The organism is Saccharopolyspora hirsuta, assembly GCF_008630535.1.
GTDB lineage: Bacteria > Actinomycetota > Actinomycetes > Mycobacteriales > Pseudonocardiaceae > Saccharopolyspora > Saccharopolyspora hirsuta.
This window is the reverse complement of sequence record NZ_VWPH01000001.1, coordinates 544,090-561,540: the sequence shown is the minus strand read 5'-3', so window position 1 is coordinate 561,540 and position 17,451 is coordinate 544,090. Positions and strand designations below refer to the sequence as shown.

Genomic DNA, 17,451 nt, shown 5'->3' with positions numbered 1-17,451 from the left:
CGTTCCCCTGAGGTGCGGTTGGCACGGGGGTCGCTTCTCCGTCCTCGCAAGGCCGGATCACCCCTTCCCGACTCGTCCGCCGTCGTAGTTGCGGCCCGGGACGTACTGGGGTTCGGCCAGTTCCGGGTGGCGGGTGCGCCTCCGGCGCCACGGGCGGGCCACCGCGCGGCAGACCATCCAGGTGCACATCAGGGCGAAGGGCAGCAGGTCGTCGCGGGCGAACCAGGCCCGCTCGTGCACCCGGCGGTTCGACCCGGCCCAGGAGCGCAGTCCGAGCTCGCCGCTGGACCAGTAGCGCAGGGCCGCGATCGGGTCGTAGTTCTCCACCTGAAACCGGCGCCCGACCTCCGGCCGCCCGACCGGCACCGGTTGCCCGGTCAGGTCCAGGTAGGACGCCAGCGCCACGTCCAGCCCCGCGCTGTCCCGGAACAGCCGGAACTGCGCGCCCAGGCGGGGGTTGAAGTCGAGCAGCTTGTACTGCTGGTCGCGGTCGTCCCACCGGAAGTCCAGGTCGACGATTCCGGTGTAGGACAGCTTCTCCAGCAGCGTCGTGGCCGAGCGCAGCAGCGACTCGTTCTCCGCGCAGCGCCCCAGGCTGGTCAGCCCGGCGTGCGCCGGGTAGGACCGCTCCTTGACCCCGGTGAACGCCGGGCGGCACACCGAATCGGCGTCGCAGTAGCCGTGGAAGAACCAGTCGTACCCGGGCCCGCCGGGGATGAACTCCTGCAGCATCAGGCCGCCGACGGCGGCGCGCCCGCAGTCGCGGTAGAGCGCCGCGAGCCCGCCCTCGTCGGCGACGATCGTGGTGCTGCGCACCCGGCCCCCGGTCGGCTGCCACGGCGCGGCGAGCTTGGCCACCAGCGGATACCCCACCTGGTCGGCGAACTCCAGCGCCTCGTCCCAGGCGCCGACCAGCCTCGCCTGCGCGCACGGCACGCCCAACCGGCGGCACAGCTGGTACATCGTGTACTTCCCGGCCACCTGCCGCGGCAGGTCGTGCGGCGGCTGGGCGAACTGGAACCACATGCGCAGCGGATCGCCGTGCTCGGCCAGGAAGATCGCCGCCGCGTCGTCGGTGGGGATCAGCACGGCGGTGCGCCCGATCCGCTGCGCCAGCCGCATCAGCCCGAACCGGATCGCCTCCGGGTCCTCGGGGTCCGGGCTCCACAGCCACCGGCCGCGCACGTAGCGCGAATGCGCCGCCGGGGCCAGCGAGTCCTCGTGCACCGCGTACACCGGGACACCGGCGCGGCCCAAGCTGCGGATCACCCCGAGCCCGCCGTGGTGCAGCACGTTCGGGTCGAGCTTGAACACCACGGCGGGCGTGGTCGTGTCGAACATCGGCGGCACCTCACAACACGCGCCGGTGCGGCACGGCGTCGAACTGGTAGGTCGCGTCGAGCACCTGCGGGCAGTCCCGGGCCCAGCCGTAGTCGGCGCCGGGGTGCGCGGTGTGGATCACCGTGACGTCCCAGTCCCGGCCGCGCGGCGCGGGTTCGCTGGTCATCCGGGTACCGTCCGGCAGCTCGATCTCCGGCAGCAGCGGGTCGTGGTAGTGCACGTCGACGCCCAGCCGCCGCAGCCCGGCCAGGATCGGCAGGGCCGGGGACTCCCGCAGGTCCCGCACCCCCGCCTTGTAGCTGACCCCGGCCACCAGCACCCGCGCCCCGGAGTGGTCCACGCCCGCCTCGCCGAGCATCTCCACCACCCGCTGCACCACCCGGCCCGGACGCTGGTCGATCGAGCGCATGGCCTGCTCGATCAGCGGCGCCGACAGCCCGCGCCGCCCCAGCTGCCACAGCAGGTAGTGCGGGTCGCAGGGGATGCAGTGCCCGCCGACGCCCGGCCCGGGGAAGCTGCCCAGGAACCCGTAGGGCTTGGTGCCCGCCGCGACGGTGACCTCGATCGGGTCCAGGCCGAGCACCGCGCAGGCGTCGGCGATCTCGTTGGCCAGCGCCAGGTTGACCGCGCGGAAGATGTTCTCGTAGAGCTTGGTCAGCTCGGCGGCTTCCGGGGAGCTGACCAGGTAGACCCGGTCGGTCATCCGCCGCACCACCTCTGCGGCGCGCTGCGCGCACCGCTGCGTGACGCCGCCGACCACGCGCGGGGTCCGGCGCTGCACGTGGTCGAAGTTGCCGGGGTCGATGCGCTCCGGGCTGAACGCCACGTGCACCTCGTCGCCGACCCGCAGCCCGCGCTCGCGCAGCGGCTCCACCAGCAGCTGCCGGGTGGTGCCGACGTAGGTGGTCGAGGTCAGCACGATCACCTGACCGCGCTTGGCGTGCGACACCGCGGTCCGGCAGGCCGCGCGCAGGGCCGTCAGGTCCGGGGCGCGCGCCGCGTCCACCGGAGTCGGCACGCACACGATGACCGCGTCGGCCTCGGCCAGCGACGCCGGGTCGCAGGTCAGCGTCAGCCCGCCGCCGTCCAGCGCGGCGGCCAGCCCGCGCCGCTCCTCCTCGGGCAGGTCCACCTCGCCCGCCTTGATCTCGCGAAGCCGCTCCTCGCTGATGTCGAAACCGATGACCTGCGTCGTGGCGTCGTGCAACGCGCAGGCGGTGGGCAGCCCGACGTAGCCGAGCCCGACGACCGCCACCGTCTCGGTGCGCTCCGGCGCGGTCGGTTCGAAGGCGATCAGCCGGTCGGTCAGCAGCCGTTCCCGCCCGTTGATCGCCAGCGACAGCGAATGTCCGCTCACGGTCCCTCCCCCAGTCCGCCGTGCTCGCTGCGCAAAACCGTCCCACCCGAGCGACCGCCGGGGTCTCCCCCACCGAGGTGAGCGCGGTTACCGAAACTTGAGGACACCCCCGGCTTGCGCCGCTCGCCCGCGCCGGGAACGCGATTTCAATGGAAATCGGACGTCCGATTTCCATTGAAATCGCGGTGTGTCCGGAAGACCGAGGTGCGCGGTCAGCGCAGCCCGGTCAGGCGGTGGCGGAGGTGCTTGGCGCGCAGGCGCAGCGCGCCGTCGCGGTCGCCGATGTAGGTGCGCGGCAGCGCGTGCGGGCCGGACACCTCCGAGCGCCAGATCGCGCAGCCGTACTCGTAGCCCGCCGCGGTCACGGTGTCCACCACCCGCTGGTCGACGTCGCCGTACGGGTAGCAGAACCCGGCGACGTCCTGGCCGGTGAGCTCGCGCAGCAGGTCCCGGCTCTCGACCGCCTCGGCGACCAGCTCGTCGTCGTCCAAATAGGACATGTGCTGGTGCAGCAGTCCGTGCGAACCGACCTCCACGCCCGCCTCGGCGACCTCCCGCACCTCGTCCGCGGTCATCAACCGCTTGCGCGGGCCCGCCGGGTCCCACTCGTTGTCCCCGCCGATCCGACCGGCGATCACGAACACGGTGCCGGTGCACCCGTGCCGCTGCAGCGCGGGCACCACGTTGCGCGCGAAGTCGGCGTAGCCGTCGTCGAAGGTCAGCCCGACCAAGCCGCGCGCCTCCCCGGCGCGGCGGGCGCGCATCAGCTCGCGCATCGACACCCCGCGCAGCCCGTTGTCCCGCAACCAGCGCAGCTGCTGGTCGAAGCGGCGCGGGTCGACCGTCACCAGGTACGGATCGCGCTGGTAGACGGCGACCGAGTGGTACATCAGCACGTACGGGAACGGACGTCCGGTGTCCCGCCAGGTCCGCTTGCTCACGGTCTGCGTCATGGCTGGCCGCTCTCCTCGGCAACGGGGCCCGGTGTGGGCGTCACCCAACCGGTCCGCCGAGCCTAAGCAGCGATCAGCGCCTCCAGATCCGATCGCCGGAGTACGCGCCCTACCGCATCAGCACGGCCTACAGGTCCCCGTACTCGCCGACGCGGCGCCCGGCGACCCAGGTCTGCAGCGTCCGGGTCTGCCAGCGCGCCCGGCCGGGCGGCGGGTCCAGCGGGTCCTGGTCGAGGATGACGAAGTCGGCCCACTTGCCGGGTTCCAGGCTGCCGAGCACCCGCTCCTGGTGCGCGGCGAACGCGGCGCCGAGCGTGAACGAGCGCAGCGCCTCGTGCGGGGTCATGGCCTGCTGCGGGTACCAGCCGCCGACCGGCTGGCCGTCGCGGTCGGTCCGGGTGATCGCGGCGTGCAGCCCGTCGAACGGGTTCTCCGAGGACACCGGGAAGTCCGAGCCGGAGGCGATGGTGATGCCCTGCTCCAGCATGGTGCGCCAGGCGTAGGCGCCCGCGATGCGCTGCGGGCCGACGCGGTCCTCGGCCATGTTCATGTCGTCGGTGGCGTGCACCGGCTGCATCGAGGCGATGATCCCGTTGGTGCGCAGGCGCGGGATGTCCTCCACCGCCAGGACCTGCGCGTGCTCGATGCGGTGCCGCATGTCCCCGCCGACCTCGGCCATCGCGGCCTCGTAGGCGTCGAGCACCATCCGGTTCCCGGCGTCGCCGATGGCGTGCGTGGCGACCTGGAAGCCGTCCCGCATCACCTGCGTGACCCGGTTGCGCAGCTCGGCGGCGTCCATCTGCGGCAGCCCGGAGTTCTCCGGATCGTCGCTGTAGGGCGCGAGCATCGCGGCGCCGTGCGAGCCGAGCGCACCGTCGATGTAGAGCTTGACGGTGCGGACCCGCAGCATGTCGTCGGCGAAGGAGTCGCCGCGCGCCTGCGCGCCGAGCTCGCGGTAGGCGTCGTAGGTGAGGAACGAGTTGGTGCGGATCGTCAGCTCACCGGCGGCGGCCAGCTGGTGCAGGACGGCGAGCTCGGCGGCGCTGGTGCCCGCGTCGCTGACCGAGGTCAGGCCGACCTCGTTGAGCTTGCGCTGCGCGGCGGTGAAGTTCTGCTTGAGGTCCTCGGTGGTCGGCTTCGGCAGGTGGGTCTCGACGAGGTCCTGCGCGGCGTCGACGAAGGCCCCGGTGGGCGCGCCGTCGGGACCGCGCACGATCTCCCCGCCCGCCGGGGTCGGGGTGTCCCGGGTGATGCCGACCTGCCGCAGCGCGGCGGTGTTGGCCACCCCGGCGTGCCCGTCGACCCGCACCAGCCACACCGGCCGGTCCGGCACCGCGGCGTCCAGGTCGGCCGCCGACGGCAGCCGCCCCAGGCCCCAGATCACGTCGTTCCAGCCGCGACCGAGGATCCACTGCCGCTCCGGGTGCTCCGCGGCGAAGGTCTTGAGCGCCCGCATCGCCTCGTCCAGCGACTTCGTCCCGGCCAGGTTGAGCTGCGAGACGTTGGCCCCGAGCTGCCCGAAGTGCCCGTGCGCGTCGTGCAGGCCCGGGATGAGCACCCGTCCCCGCCCGTCGATGCGCTCAGCGCCCCCGGTGTTGGCCACGTCGAGCCCGCCGACGCGCCCGTCGGCCTCGACCAGCAGGCTGGAGAACTCCAGCGGCCCGTCCGGGGTCAGCGTGAAGCCGCGCACGTTGTCGATCAGCACCCGTCCGCCCTCGCGGACGCCACCGGGCGCACCGCTGGAGCACCCCGCGGTGACCGCGACCCCGGCGGTGGCCAGCCCGACGAGCTTGAGGAACTGCGCCCGGGAGATCCGGGGCTGCGGGGAACGCCGACAACACTCCTGGCACATCGCCGACCTCCTCGGTGATCATCCGCCAGGCGAAAGTAAGCCCGCGTCATTGCGGAGTCAATGAACCGCAGGTGGGCAATCTGCCCGCCGAGCACGCCCCCTCCTGTCGCCCACCCCCAGCACCCGTCGCCCCGCCCGTGCACACTTTCCGGCGCCTCGGCACCGGAAAGTGCGCACGGCAACGGCTCAACCCACCGGCTCAGCCGCTTCGAACGCGCCGCCACGATCGCCGGACCCGCCGAGATCACCGCCATCGGAACGGTCCTCGGCATCGAGGAATCGGAACGCGACCGCCTGGTCCAGCTGGCGGCGGCATCACTCGAAACCGGCGGGTGGAACGGCCTACCGCCCCGACGCGGCCCGCGGAGACTTCGAGGACTACCTGGAGGAGGAGCCGGAGGTCCAGGTGCACAGCGCCGCGTTCGACCGCCTTCGCGAGCTGGCCTTGGATCCCGGAGCATCGTCCCAACGGATCGAGGAGATCCACCGTTTCATCAGCGACCTGAAGCTCGGCCGCTACACCCGCCCCTGACAGGGCGTCCCAGTGAAGGGCACCGCCGACCGATGGTCAGCGGTGCCCTTCACTTCGGTTCGGGCTCAGATGGTCCAGGTGTCGTTGCCGCGGAGGAGTTGCTGGAGGTTCGCGGGCTTGGACTGCTGGGCCTCCGCGACCTGGGCTCGGGCCAGGTCGTCGTAGGTGGGGCGTTGGACCGCTCGGAAGATTCCCGTCACCGCCGGGTTGAGGTCCTGGCCGCCGAGGCGGGACAGGGCGAAGGCGTAGGACGGGTCCTCGCGGTGCGCGTCGTGCACCACCACTTCGCTCTCGTCCACTTCGGACAGCTTCGCAACGCGGAAGCCGTCCGGGCCGGAGACCACGCCGTAGCGCTCGTCCTCCGGGCCGAAGGCGATCGGTTCGCCGTGCTTGAGGGCGACGATGCGGCGCTGCTTCTCGTCGTTGTCCTTCAGCACGTCGAAGGCGCCGTCGTTGAAGATCGGGCAGTTCTGGTAGATCTCCACCAGGGCGCTGCCGCGGTGCTCGGCCGCCGCCTTCAGGGTCTCCGTCACGCTCGCGCGGTCCGAGTCGATCACGCGCGCCACGAAGGACGCCTCCGCGCCCAGCGCCAGCGACACCGGGTTGAACGGGTGGTCCAGCGAGCCCACCGGGGTCGACTTGGTGACCTTGCCGACCTCGCTGGTCGGCGAGTACTGGCCCTTGGTCAGGCCGTAGATCCGGTTGTTGAACAGCAGGATCTTCAGGTTCACGTTGCGGCGCAGGGCGTGGATCAGGTGGTTGCCGCCGATGGACAGCGCGTCGCCGTCACCGGTCACCACCCACACCGACAGGTCCGGTCGGCTGGTCGCCAGGCCCGTCGCGATCGCCGGGGCGCGGCCGTGGATGGAGTGCATCCCGTAGGTGTTCATGTAGTACGGGAACCGGGACGAGCACCCGATGCCCGAGATGAACACGATGTTCTCCCGCTTGAGGCCCAGCGACGGCAGGAAGCTCTGCACCGCGTTGAGCACGACGTAGTCGCCGCACCCCGGGCACCAGCGGACCTCCTGGTCCGACTTGAAGTCCTTGGCCTTCTGCGGCTCGTCGGCGGTCGGCACACCGGCCAGCCCGCCCAGGCCCGGGATTCCCAGATCGGTGGTCGTCACGCGGACACCCCCTGCACCACGTCGGTGAGCACGTTCTGCAGCTCCTCGGCTCGGAACGGCAGTCCCGCCACCTTCGTGTAGGACTGCACGTCGACCAGGTAGCGGGCGCGCAGCAGCATCGCCAGCTGCCCCAGGTTCATCTCCGGGACGATCACCTTGTCGTAGCTGCGCAGCACGTCGCCAAGGTTGCCCGGCATCGGGTTGAGGTGGCGCAGGTGGGCCTGCGCGATGGACATCCCCTGCGCGCGCACCCGGCGGCAGGCGGCACCGATCGGGCCGTAGGACGAGCCCCAGCCCAGCACCAGCACGCGGGCCTCGCCGGACGGGTCGTCGACCGTGACGTCCGGGACCTGCACCCCGTCGACCTTGGCCTGGCGGATCCGCACCATCTTGTCGTGGTTGTCCGGGTCGTAGGAGATGTTGCCCTTGCCCTCGGCCTTCTCCAGGCCGCCGACCCGGTGCTCCAGGCCCGGCGTGCCCGGCACCGCCCACTCGCGGGCCAGCGTCTCCGGGTCGCGCACGTAGGGCCAGAACTCGCCGGAGCCGTCCGGCGCGTTGGGCTCGGTGGCGAACTGGACGCGCAGGTCGGGCAGCTGCTCGACGTCCGGGACCAGCCACGGCTCCGACCCGTTGGCGATCGCGCCGTCGGACAGCAGCAGCACCGGCGTCCGGTAGGTCAGGGCGATGCGCGCGGCGTCCAGCGCCGCGTCGAAGCAGTCCGCGGGCGAGCACGGGGCGATCACCGGCACCGGCGACTCGCCGTTGCGGCCGTGGAGGGCCTGCAGCAGGTCGGCCTGCTCGGTCTTGGTGGGCAGCCCGGTGGACGGGCCGCCGCGCTGGATGTCGCACACCAGCAGCGGCAGCTCCAGCGCCACCGCCAGGCCGATGGTCTCCGACTTCAGCGCCAGGCCCGGCCCGGAGGTGGTCGTCACGCCCAGCGCCCCGCCGAAGGAGGCGCCCAGCGCCGCGCCGACACCGGCGATCTCGTCCTCGGCCTGGAAGGTGGTGACGCCGAAGTTCTTGTGCTTGGCCAGCTCGTGCAGTACGTCCGAGGCGGGCGTGATCGGGTAGGTGCCCAGGAACACCGGCAGCTCGCTGCGCTGCCCGGCCGCGACGATGCCGTAGGCCAGCGCGGTGTTGCCGGTGATCTGCCGGTAGGTGCCCTCGGGCAGCTTGGCGGGCGCGACCTCGTAGGTCACCGCGAACGACTCGGTGGTCTCGCCGTAGTTCCAGCCCGCGCGGAAGGCCAGCACGTTGGCCTCGGCGATCTGCGGCTTCTTGGCGAACTTCTCGCGCAGGAACCGCTCGGTGCCCTCGGTGGGCCGGTGGTACATCCACGACAGCAGCCCGAGGGCGAACATGTTCTTGCAGCGCTCGGCGTCCTTCTTGCCCAGCCCGGTGCCCTCCAGGGCCCCCTGGGTCAGGGTCGCCATCGCCACCTGGTGCACCTGGTAGCGGTCCAGGTCGTCGCCCTCCAGCGGGTTGCTGTCGTAGCCGACCTTGGACAGGTTGCGCTTGCTGAACTCGTCGGTGTTGACGATCAGGATGCCGCCGTGCGGCAGGTCGCCCAGGTTGGCCTTGAGCGCCGCCGGGTTCATCGCCACCAGCACGTCCGGCCGGTCGCCGGGCGTCAGGATGTCGTAGTCGGCGAAGTGCAGCTGGAAGCTCGACACACCGGGCAGGGTGCCCGCGGGGGCGCGGATCTCGGCGGGGAAGTTCGGCAGCGTCGCCAGGTCGTTGCCGAATGCCGCGGCTTCGGAGGTGAACCGGTCACCCGTCAGCTGCATGCCGTCGCCGGAGTCCCCGGCGAACCGGATGACCACCCGGTTCAGCTTCTGGGCCCCGTTGGTCCGGTGCCCGTTCGCGGTGCTCAACTTGATCCGTTCCCCTTCACCTGCAGGCAACGTCCATCCTGTGGCGAACGATACATCCCCTGCATTTATTCCGATCACGGCCGGGAGCCGCCCGATCACCCTTCCGCACGCATCCGCACCCCTCGCCCCTCACGACCGGATCTTCACCGGAACGATCGAGTTCCGCTCGTGCCGCAGGTGGTGCCGCCTGCACCGGGGCGCCCGGGACCGGACCGCGGCGGGCGCGCGACGGAAATTGTGACTTGCCCCATAACCTGACCAGCAGTGCGGATCCGGGGGCGGGGTTTCCCATCATCCGGGAAGACGTTCACCGGAGCGGCCGATACCTGCCGCGGTGGGCGTGGGCTTACATCACAGCCGACCCGCCGCCGACGCGACGGAGACCTCGCCCGCGCAGCCGCGGCGGAGGCCCACCGCGCTGCGCTGAAACCCCAACCGCCCGAGGAGGATCAGTGACCGCGCCAGCACCCCGCCCCCACTCCCACCCGTTCGTTCCCTACACCCCGCCGCGGCTGCCCGCTGCGGAAGGACTGCGGCGCGGGCAGCAGCTCTTCGAGCACCTCGACGGCCGCCGCAGCGTGCGGTTCTTCAGCTCCGACCCGGTGCCGCGCGAGGCGATCGAGCTGGCGGTGCGCACCGCCAACACCGCGCCCAGCGGCGCGCACCAGCAGCCGTGGACCTTCATCGCGGTGCAGGACCCCGACCTCAAGCACCGCATCCGGCTGGCCGCCGAGGCGGAGGAACGCGCGTTCTACGAGCGCGAGGACATCCCGCAGTGGCACGGGGCGCTGTCCCGGCTGGAGACCGACGCGAACAAGGAGTTCCTCGACGTGGTGCCGTGGATCGTGGTCGCCTTCGCGCAGAAGTACCGGGTGACCGACGCCGGTCGGCAGAAGCACTACTACGTCAACGAGAGCGTCGGCATCGCCTGCGGCATGTTCATCACCGCCCTGCACACCATGGGGCTGGCGACCCTGACGCACACGCCCAACCCGATGGGGTTCCTGACCACCATCCTGGACCGCCCGTCCAGCGAGCGGCCCTACATCCTGTTCCCGGTCGGCTACCCGGCGGCCGACTGCGAGGTGCCGGAGCTGACCCGCAAACCCCTCGACGAGGCCCTGCTCTGGCGCTAGCGCTCGGCGCCGGACCGAGGTGCGCGCCGGGCACCGAGGTGGTGCCCTGGGACGAGATGGCCGAGACCGGGAACGGGGTGGGTGCTGTGGTCGACGAGGCCGACGTCGTGGTGATCGGCATGGGGCCGGGTGGGGAGGACGTCGCCGCCCGGTTGGCCCGCGCCGGGCTCTCCGTGGTCGCGGTGGAGTCCCGGCTGGTCGGCGGCGAGTGCCCGTACTTCGCGTGCGTGCCGACCAAGATGATGGTGCGGGCCACCGACGCGCTGGGCGAGGCCCGCCGGGTGCCCGACCTCGCCGGGCGGGCCGAGGTGCGGCCGGACTGGACCCCGGTGGCCGACCGGATCCGCGACGAGGCCACCACCGGCTGGGAAGACGAGATCGCCGCGCAGCGCTTCGAGCGCACCGGCGGTCGGCTGGTGCGCGGGGTCGGGCGGATCAGCGCCCCGGGCGAGGTGACCGTCGATGGCCAGGTGTTCCGCGCGCGGCGCGGCATCGTGCTCAACCCGGGCACCGAGCCCGCGGTGCCGCCGATCGACGGGCTCGCCGGGAGTCCATATTGGACCAACCGGGACGCGGTGCCGACCCGCGAGGTGCCGGGGTCGCTGCTGGTGCTCGGCGGCGGGCCGGTCGGCCTGGAGTTCGCGCAGGTCTTCGCCCGGTTCGGCAGCTCCGTCGCGGTGGTCGAGGCCCAGTCCCGGCTGCTGCCCGCGGCCGAACCGGAGGCCTCGGAGGTGATCACCGCAGCGCTGCTCGCCGAGGGCGTCCAGGTGCGCACCGGCAACGGCGTGGAGCACGTCAAGCACGACGACCGGTTCGAGGTGCGGCTGGCGGGCGGCGACCTGCTCACCGCGGAGCGGCTGCTGGTGGCCACCGGCCGCCGCACGGACCTGCGCGCGCTGGGCGTCGGCGCGGTCGGGCTGGACGAGCGGGCGCGCACCATCCCGGTGGACGAGCGGATGCGCGCCGCCGACGGCGTCTGGGCGATCGGCGACGTCACCGGTCGCGGCGCGTTCACGCACACCTCGATGTACCAGGCGCGCATCGCCGCCGCCGACATCCTCGGCCAGGACGGCGAGCCCGCCGACTACCGGGCGATGCCCGCCGTGACCTTCACCGATCCCGAGGTCGCCAGCGTCGGGCTGACCGAGGCGCAGGCCCGGGACGCCGGGATCGAGGTGCGCACCGGGAGCACCCGGATCCAGGACTCCACGCGCGGCTGGATCCACAAGGCCGGGAATGCCGGGATCATCAAGCTCGTCGCCGACGCCGGGCGCGGGGTGCTGGTCGGGGCCACGGTCGTCGCGCCCGCCGGTGGTGAGATCATCGGCGCGCTCGCGGTGGCGGTGCACGCCGAGGTCCCGATCCCCCGGCTGCGCGGGATGATCTTCGCCTACCCGACCTTCCACCGCGCGATCGAATCCGCCCTCGCCGACCTCGACGCCTGAACCGCGGTTTCAATTGAAACCGCGCCCACCACCCACGGCGGATCGCAGTTTCAATTGAGCCTTTTTCATCCTGCCCGTGGACCGCAGCTGCGAAGGGCGACCGGCACCGATCGGCGAGGGTCGCATGCGCCGCAGGCGCATAACCCACCCTCGCAACTCGCACCGCCGCGGGTTCTCAGCGTTCGCCTGGCGAGGACGGCCCTGACGCCGTGTATCGGGTCATACACAAGTCAGGGCACCCACAGCCAGGCGGGCGCTGAGGTTCCGCCACCGGCACCGCCACGCAGAACGAGGTTGGAAAAACCTCATTGAAACTGCAACACCCGCCGGCGGTCAGCGGCCGCCGTTGGCCTCGCGGCGGCGGCGCTTGCTGGCGTACATCTCGCGGTCGGCCCGGTGCAGCAGCGCGTCCGGGGCGTCCGTCGGGTCCGAGGTCACCGCGTACCCGACGCTGGCCTGCAGGCTCACCATGACGCCGTGCACCACGACCTCGGTGTTCAGGTGGTCCTCCACCCGGTTCCGGAGCTGCTCCGCGGCGGCGGCGTCCGGCAGCAGGCTGACCACCACGAACTCGTCCCCGCCGAGGCGCGCGACGGTGTCCCCCGCGCGCACCGCCTGCTGGATCTCGCGGGCGGCGGCGATCAGCAGCTGGTCGCCGACGGCGTGGCCGTAGCGGTCGTTGGTCGGCTTGAGCTGGTCGAGGTCGGCCAGCACCACCACCAGCACCCCGTTGCCGCGCTCGAGCTGCTGCAGCCCGTGGTCCAGGCGGTCGGCGAGCAGGGCGCGGTTGGCCAGCCCGGTCAGCGGGTCGTGCAGCGCGAGGTGGGCCAGGTGGGCGTCCACCATGCGCTGCTCGCCGATGTCCTCGTACTGGCTGACCACGTACGCCGGTGTCCCGTCGGCCCCGGGCACCGCGGTGGCCCTGATCAGCATCCAGATCGGGCGGCCGTCCTTGTGCCGGTAGCGCTTCTCCAGGTTCACCGAGTCGACCAGGCCGGAGGCCATGTCCTCCAGCGCCGTCATGCCCGGCGCCTCGTCCTCCTCGTAGGTGACGTCGGCGAACGACATGGACAGCATCTCCTCGCGCGAGTAGCCGAGCATCGAGCAGAGCGTGTCGTTGACCGCCGTCCACGAGCCCTTCAGGTCCAGCAGCGCCATCCCGATCGGCGCGTTGGCGAAGCTGCGCTGCCAGAGCAGCTCGGCCTCGCGGCGCTGGGTGATGTCCTGGATCTGGGACAGGAAGTACACCGCGGTGCCGTCGGGGTCCCGGATGAAGGTGCGGGCCACCAGCGCCCAGATCAGGCTCCCGTCGGAGCGGATGTAGCGCTTCTCCAGGGGGTGCTCCGACTCCACCGGACCCTCGTCGTCGATGTCATCCGGGTGGGTGAAGTCGCGGTAGTCCCGCCCCTCCAGCTCCTCGCTGCGGTAGCCGAGCAACCGGCACAGCGCCGCGTTGACGTGCAGGTACCGGCCCTGCAAGTCGAGGATGGCCATCGCCGCGGCCGCTTGGTCGAAGATGCGCTGCCAGGGCACGCCGCCAGCGCCGCTCGGCTCCGATGCGGACATGAGAACCGAACAATAGCGGGACGGCCCGCCCCGTGCAGCGGGGGTGTCGGCGTGTCAGGCGTCACCCCGGTTCATCGCCAGCAGCCGGTCCAGCACCGCCGGTGAGGCCTTGACGCCGTCGTGCTCGTACTCGTTGGTCACCCACACCCGCGCGCCGCGCACCCGCTCGGCCGAGGCCAGCGCGTGGTCCCGGTCGACGAACATGTCGTCGTGGTAGACCGCCGCGGCCACCGGGACCTCGTTGCGGGCCAGCTGGTCGAGGTCGTAGAGCGCCGGCCAGTCGCTCTTGGCGGCGAGCAGGTCGGCGGCCTCGCGCAGCGGCACCAGCGCGGGGTCCTGCTCGAACTGCCAGGGGTAGATCATCTCGCCGGTGAAGTTGACCCGGTCGGCGGTGGTCCAGTCGAACTCGGGGAACTCCGCGCGGACCCGGTGCGCCGACCACCGCGAGGCGGCGCCCTGGCAGTAGATGGACTCGTGCAGCACCGCGTAGAGCGGCCGCGGGGCGAAGGAGAGCACCGCGTCCGCGCCGCGCAGGAAGGTGTCGGAGAGGGTGTCGCCGATGAACGCCTCCTCCAGCAGGTAGTGCAGCGCGTCAAACTGCGAGCCCTGGCCGAACTGGATGCCCAGGGTCTGGAACCGCTCCGGGGTGAGCCGCTCCCCCGCGGGCATGACCACCTCGTGCTCGGCGAGGTGCTCGACGACCCGCCGCGCGATCTCGGCGTCGTGCGGGTAGCGCGCGAAGTAGGCGTCGTTCTTGCGCAGGGTGCGGGGGTAGGCGGCGCGGTAGACGTCGTCGGCGTGGCCGGTCAGGGTCGGGATGCCGCCGGTGATCAGCACCTGCCGCAGGCCCTGCGGGGCCAGCGAGAGGTAGGTCAGCGCGCAGAACCCGCCGAAGCTCTGGCCCAGCACCGACCACGGCTCGTCGCCGATCAGCTGGGCGCGGATCACCTCGGCGTCGCGCACGATCGAGTCGGCGCGGAGCAGGCTGAGGTGCTCGGCCTGCTCCTCCGGGGGCAGCCCGGCCAGGCTCTGCCGGTTCGCCGGGGTGCTGCGCCCGGTGCCGCGCTGGTCGAGCAGCAGCACCCGGTAGTCCTGCAGCGCGCGGCCCAGCCACGCGCTGGTGCTCAGCGGCCGCTCCGCCTTGCCGCCCGGTCCTCCCTGGAAGTAGACCAGCCACGGCAGCTGCTGGTCCTGCTTGGCCGGTGCGACCACCTCCCTCCCGAAGACCTCGATCTCCCCGGCCCCCGGGTCGTCGTGGCGCAGCGGAACCCGGAACACGTGGTCCCGGGCCACCAACCCCGGACGGCGGTAGCTGACGGACGACATCAAACCCTCCAAAGTGGACTCTCGTTCGTGAGCGGCGATGGTCGCTGGAACCGCCATCGCCGCTCACGAGCCGTCGTGAGCGTAAATGGTCGCGAGAACAACCATCGCCACTCACGAGAAACGGGATCAGTACCCGGGGGCGCCGATCTCCTTGCAGATCTGCACGAGTTCCGGGTGCACGTAGCGGCCGTCGATCTCGATGGCCTCGCCGTCCAGGTAGATCGACGGGCCGAGGACGCTGCCGTCGGTGTGCGCCGCCGCGACCCACGGCTCGCCGCCGATCCAGGCGCCCTTGGTGCCGATGCCGATCTCCACGCAGCCGAAGACGCGCTCGTCCTCGACGATGCGGCCGGTGGGCACCAGCACGCCCGGGTTGAAGCCCAGCGACCAGTGCGCCAGCCGGAACATGTTCGGGTCGTCGAAGGACTCCATCCAGTTCCGGAACACCTCGGCGTCGCGGTCCCCGGTGATCTCGGTGACCACGCCGTTCTCCACCTTGCAGCGCACCGGGGAGCGCAGCAGGCCGATCTCGGCCGGGGGCCACAGCGCGCCGTCGAAGACCAGCGTGCCGTTCTGGGTCTCCTCGATCGGGTTCCAGGAGATCTGGCCGGACAGCATGACGGTCTCGCCGGGCTTCTCGGCGGGCTTGCCGCGCAGGTTGATCGGGCGGCCCTGGTTGCGGCCGACCAGGTCGGTGCCGTTGGCCGCGGTGATGCGCACCTCGTCGGCCTGCTCCAGCAGCGCGACCAGCGCGCGGCCGAGCCGCATGACGCCCTCGAAGTCGGGCTTGCCGACGGTGTCGACCAGCATCGGGACGTCCATGCCGGTCAGGTTGGTGTAGCGGGCGCCGTTGGCGATCGCGGCGCGGAAGGCGTCGCTGTGCATGATGTAGGCGACGCTGAACTCGATCCACACGTCGGCCTTGGCCACCGCCCCGGCCACCGGCGCGGGCGGTTCCATCGCCGAGCTGGGCCGGGTCTCGTACCAGATCACGGTCGGCGTGGCCCCGGCCGCGGCCACCGCCTGCGCGGTCAGCTCCACGACGCGCCGGTCGGTGGAGGTGTCCCCGGTCAGCACCACCTGCTCGCCTGGCTTGACGAGCATGACCTGCTCGACGAGCTTGCGAGCACCGATCGCAGCCTCCCAGGACAGGTACTCGGGCCGGGATTCCACACGACTGACAACTTCCACAACTACTCCTTTTCCCATCTGACGAACTCGTTTTGCGTGGCAGTGCGGGTAGCGGAACCTCAGCGCCCGCCTGGACTGCGGATGCCCTGACTGATGTATGTCCAGATCGTCCTGGCGCTCGTCTGCGTGACAGATCACTTGGACTCGAAGATGCGGCTGGTCGAGTACAGGGCGTCTCCGGCGATGAGGCCCGCGCCGACGAGGTTGAGGTCCTCGTCCGCTCGTTCGCCGCGCCACCAGCGGTAGGCGATGCGGATCAGCAGGGCGCCGAAGACCAGCCAGCACGCTTGCGGGGTGCCGACCAGCAGACCGGTCGCCAGCAGCACGCCCATCTGCCTGCTGGAGCCGCCGAGCAGCTGGACCAGCGCGCCGGGGACCGCCCACAGCAGCAGCGTCACCAGGATGTTCGGGTCGGTGAGCCCGGCGTGGATGGTGGCCGCGTAGACCTCGGCCACCGGCGGGATCAGGCCGTCGCCGAAGAAGGACTGCCAGGACACCGCGACCGCCACCGTCGCCACCGCGAAGCCCACCAGCGAGGCCAGGTACTGCTGGAACCGGCCGGAGCGCTCGAAGGCGTCGTAGGGGCGGTGCTCCTTGCGCAGCAGCCAGCCCGCCTTGAAGTCGTAGCCCATGTCGGCGAACGCCGGGCCGGTGGCCGAGGTGTAGCCGACGAACAGCGCCAGCGCGACCGGCGGCACCCCGAGGATCAGGCCCAGCACCAGGAAGATCAGCGTGACCGCGAAGGCCGGGAACCAACCGGAGTGCATCGCCGCCAGCCCCACGATGATCTCGTGGACGATCGCGGCCAGCGCGGCGGCCAGCACCCACAGGACCAGCGCGGGCACCGACAGCTCGGAGATCAGCCCACCGGCCAGCGCGACCACGGCGGCACCGAGCACGAACAGGCCGTAGCCCTCCAGCACGCCGCGGCGCAGCGCGCGCTCGTCGACCTGCGGCAGCTGGCTGGGGTCCACCGAGCTGGTGCGCTCGGTCTTCGCGTCCTTCTTGCGGAACATCAGGTAGGCGGCCTGCCCGAGGGCGACCAGCCCGGCGCCGATCATCACGCCGTGCGGGATGTAGACGTCGCCGATGTCGACGCCGAACCAGGCCGGGCTGTACTGGCTGACCATCAGGCCGACGCCGAACATGCCCAGCGCCCAGATGTTGCCGATGAAGGCCACGCCCGCCGCGGAGACCGGCAGCTTGAACAGCGAGCCGATGAACCCGACCACCGCGCCGCAGGCCAGCACGATGGCCCGCCGACCGCCCTTGTCCCCGGCGATGATGGTGTCCGCCGCGGCCACACCCGGCGGCCAGGCGGCCTGCGCGGGCAGCAGCCGCGAGTTGAACAGCCGGTACAGCACGAAGGAATCGGCGAACAGGCCGATCGCGACCCCGGCGAACACCGGCCACACCAGGTCGGGGCGGCCGAAGGCGAAGGGCACCGCGATCGGTGCCAGCAGCGAGTTGGCGGCGGCGAAGGTCGAGCCGGACACCGCGCTCTGCACCAGGTTCTGCCGGTGCACCGAGCGCATCCTGCGCAGCGCGGCCACGTTGATCCGGCCGATGATCATCGCGATCAGCGCGCCGATCACCGAGGTGTTGGCCGAGATGCCCAGCGTGGTGATCAGGTGCAGGCCGATGATCGCGCCGACCACGGACAGCACGACGGTGATCACCAGGACGGTCGGCTCGAAAGCCCGCGGGTGGGTGCGCTCGGCACCGGCCCGGGATTCGCTGACGGTCATGAG

13 protein-coding genes are annotated in these 17,451 nt (G+C 71.8%); 3 read left to right on the top strand and 10 right to left on the bottom strand.

Features of this window, described 5'->3' with window-relative positions:
* Positions 1 to 57: 57 nt before the first annotated feature.
* The 4 genes from F1721_RS02520 to F1721_RS02505 form a co-directional block, all read right to left on the bottom strand.
* Entirely contained in the window at positions 58 to 1,341 is a 1,284-nt protein-coding gene (locus F1721_RS02520; RefSeq protein ID WP_150064837.1) for a carboxylate--amine ligase, read from the bottom strand.
* 10 nt (positions 1,342 to 1,351) lie between these two features.
* Entirely contained in the window at positions 1,352 to 2,698 is a 1,347-nt protein-coding gene (locus F1721_RS02515; protein WP_150064836.1) for a nucleotide sugar dehydrogenase, read from the bottom strand.
* 212 nt (positions 2,699 to 2,910) lie between these two features.
* Positions 2,911 to 3,651 carry a polysaccharide deacetylase family protein gene (locus F1721_RS02510; protein WP_150064835.1) on the bottom strand — a complete coding sequence of 247 codons (741 nt, stop codon included), beginning with the start codon at positions 3,649 to 3,651 and terminating at the stop codon, positions 2,911 to 2,913.
* Between the two features lie 127 nt (positions 3,652 to 3,778).
* Positions 3,779 to 5,503 carry an amidohydrolase gene (locus F1721_RS02505; protein WP_150064834.1) on the bottom strand — a complete coding sequence of 575 codons (1,725 nt, stop codon included), beginning with the start codon at positions 5,501 to 5,503 and terminating at the stop codon, positions 3,779 to 3,781.
* Positions 5,504 to 5,909: 406 nt separating this feature from the next.
* Between F1721_RS02505 and F1721_RS35265 the strand changes: the two genes are divergently transcribed.
* Positions 5,910 to 6,035 (top strand): hypothetical protein, encoded by a 126-nt coding sequence (locus F1721_RS35265; RefSeq protein WP_281288734.1) that lies wholly within the window; start codon positions 5,910 to 5,912, stop codon positions 6,033 to 6,035.
* 65 nt (positions 6,036 to 6,100) lie between these two features.
* On the opposite strand, the gene F1721_RS02500 is transcribed toward F1721_RS35265, so the two are convergent.
* Together F1721_RS02500 and F1721_RS02495 are read right to left on the bottom strand one after the other, a co-directional pair.
* Positions 6,101 to 7,162: a 2-oxoacid:ferredoxin oxidoreductase subunit beta gene (locus F1721_RS02500; protein ID WP_150064833.1), complete on the bottom strand. Its 1,062-nt coding sequence runs from the start codon at positions 7,160 to 7,162 to the stop codon at positions 6,101 to 6,103.
* A complete protein-coding gene (locus F1721_RS02495; protein ID WP_150064832.1) occupies positions 7,159 to 9,036 on the bottom strand; it encodes a 2-oxoacid:acceptor oxidoreductase subunit alpha in 1,878 nt (625 codons plus the stop codon). The genes F1721_RS02500 and F1721_RS02495 overlap by 4 nt, the downstream gene beginning before the upstream one ends.
* A gap of 452 nt (positions 9,037 to 9,488) precedes the next feature.
* Between F1721_RS02495 and F1721_RS02490 the strand changes: the two genes are divergently transcribed.
* Positions 9,489 to 10,172, top strand: coding sequence for a nitroreductase family protein (locus F1721_RS02490; protein WP_150064831.1), 684 nt, complete (start codon positions 9,489 to 9,491; stop codon positions 10,170 to 10,172).
* A gap of 56 nt (positions 10,173 to 10,228) precedes the next feature.
* Positions 10,229 to 11,617 carry a dihydrolipoyl dehydrogenase family protein gene (locus F1721_RS02485; protein WP_150064830.1) on the top strand — a complete coding sequence of 463 codons (1,389 nt, stop codon included), beginning with the start codon at positions 10,229 to 10,231 and terminating at the stop codon, positions 11,615 to 11,617.
* Between the two features lie 333 nt (positions 11,618 to 11,950).
* Here F1721_RS02485 and F1721_RS02480 read toward each other — a convergent pair whose 3' ends face one another.
* From F1721_RS02480 to F1721_RS02465, 4 genes are all read right to left on the bottom strand, one after another.
* Positions 11,951 to 13,183, bottom strand: coding sequence for a sensor domain-containing diguanylate cyclase (locus tag F1721_RS02480; RefSeq protein ID WP_150064829.1), 1,233 nt, complete (start codon positions 13,181 to 13,183; stop codon positions 11,951 to 11,953).
* A gap of 54 nt (positions 13,184 to 13,237) precedes the next feature.
* Complete coding sequence (locus F1721_RS02475; RefSeq protein WP_150064828.1) at positions 13,238 to 14,509, bottom strand: alpha/beta fold hydrolase; 1,272 nt, start codon at positions 14,507 to 14,509, stop codon at positions 13,238 to 13,240.
* Between the two features lie 126 nt (positions 14,510 to 14,635).
* Complete coding sequence (locus tag F1721_RS02470; protein ID WP_150064827.1) at positions 14,636 to 15,700, bottom strand: 2,5-dihydroxypyridine 5,6-dioxygenase NicX family protein; 1,065 nt, start codon at positions 15,698 to 15,700, stop codon at positions 14,636 to 14,638.
* 134 nt (positions 15,701 to 15,834) lie between these two features.
* Entirely contained in the window at positions 15,835 to 17,448 is a 1,614-nt protein-coding gene (locus F1721_RS02465; protein ID WP_150064826.1) for an OPT/YSL family transporter, read from the bottom strand.
* Between the last annotated feature and the right edge of the window lie 3 nt (positions 17,449 to 17,451).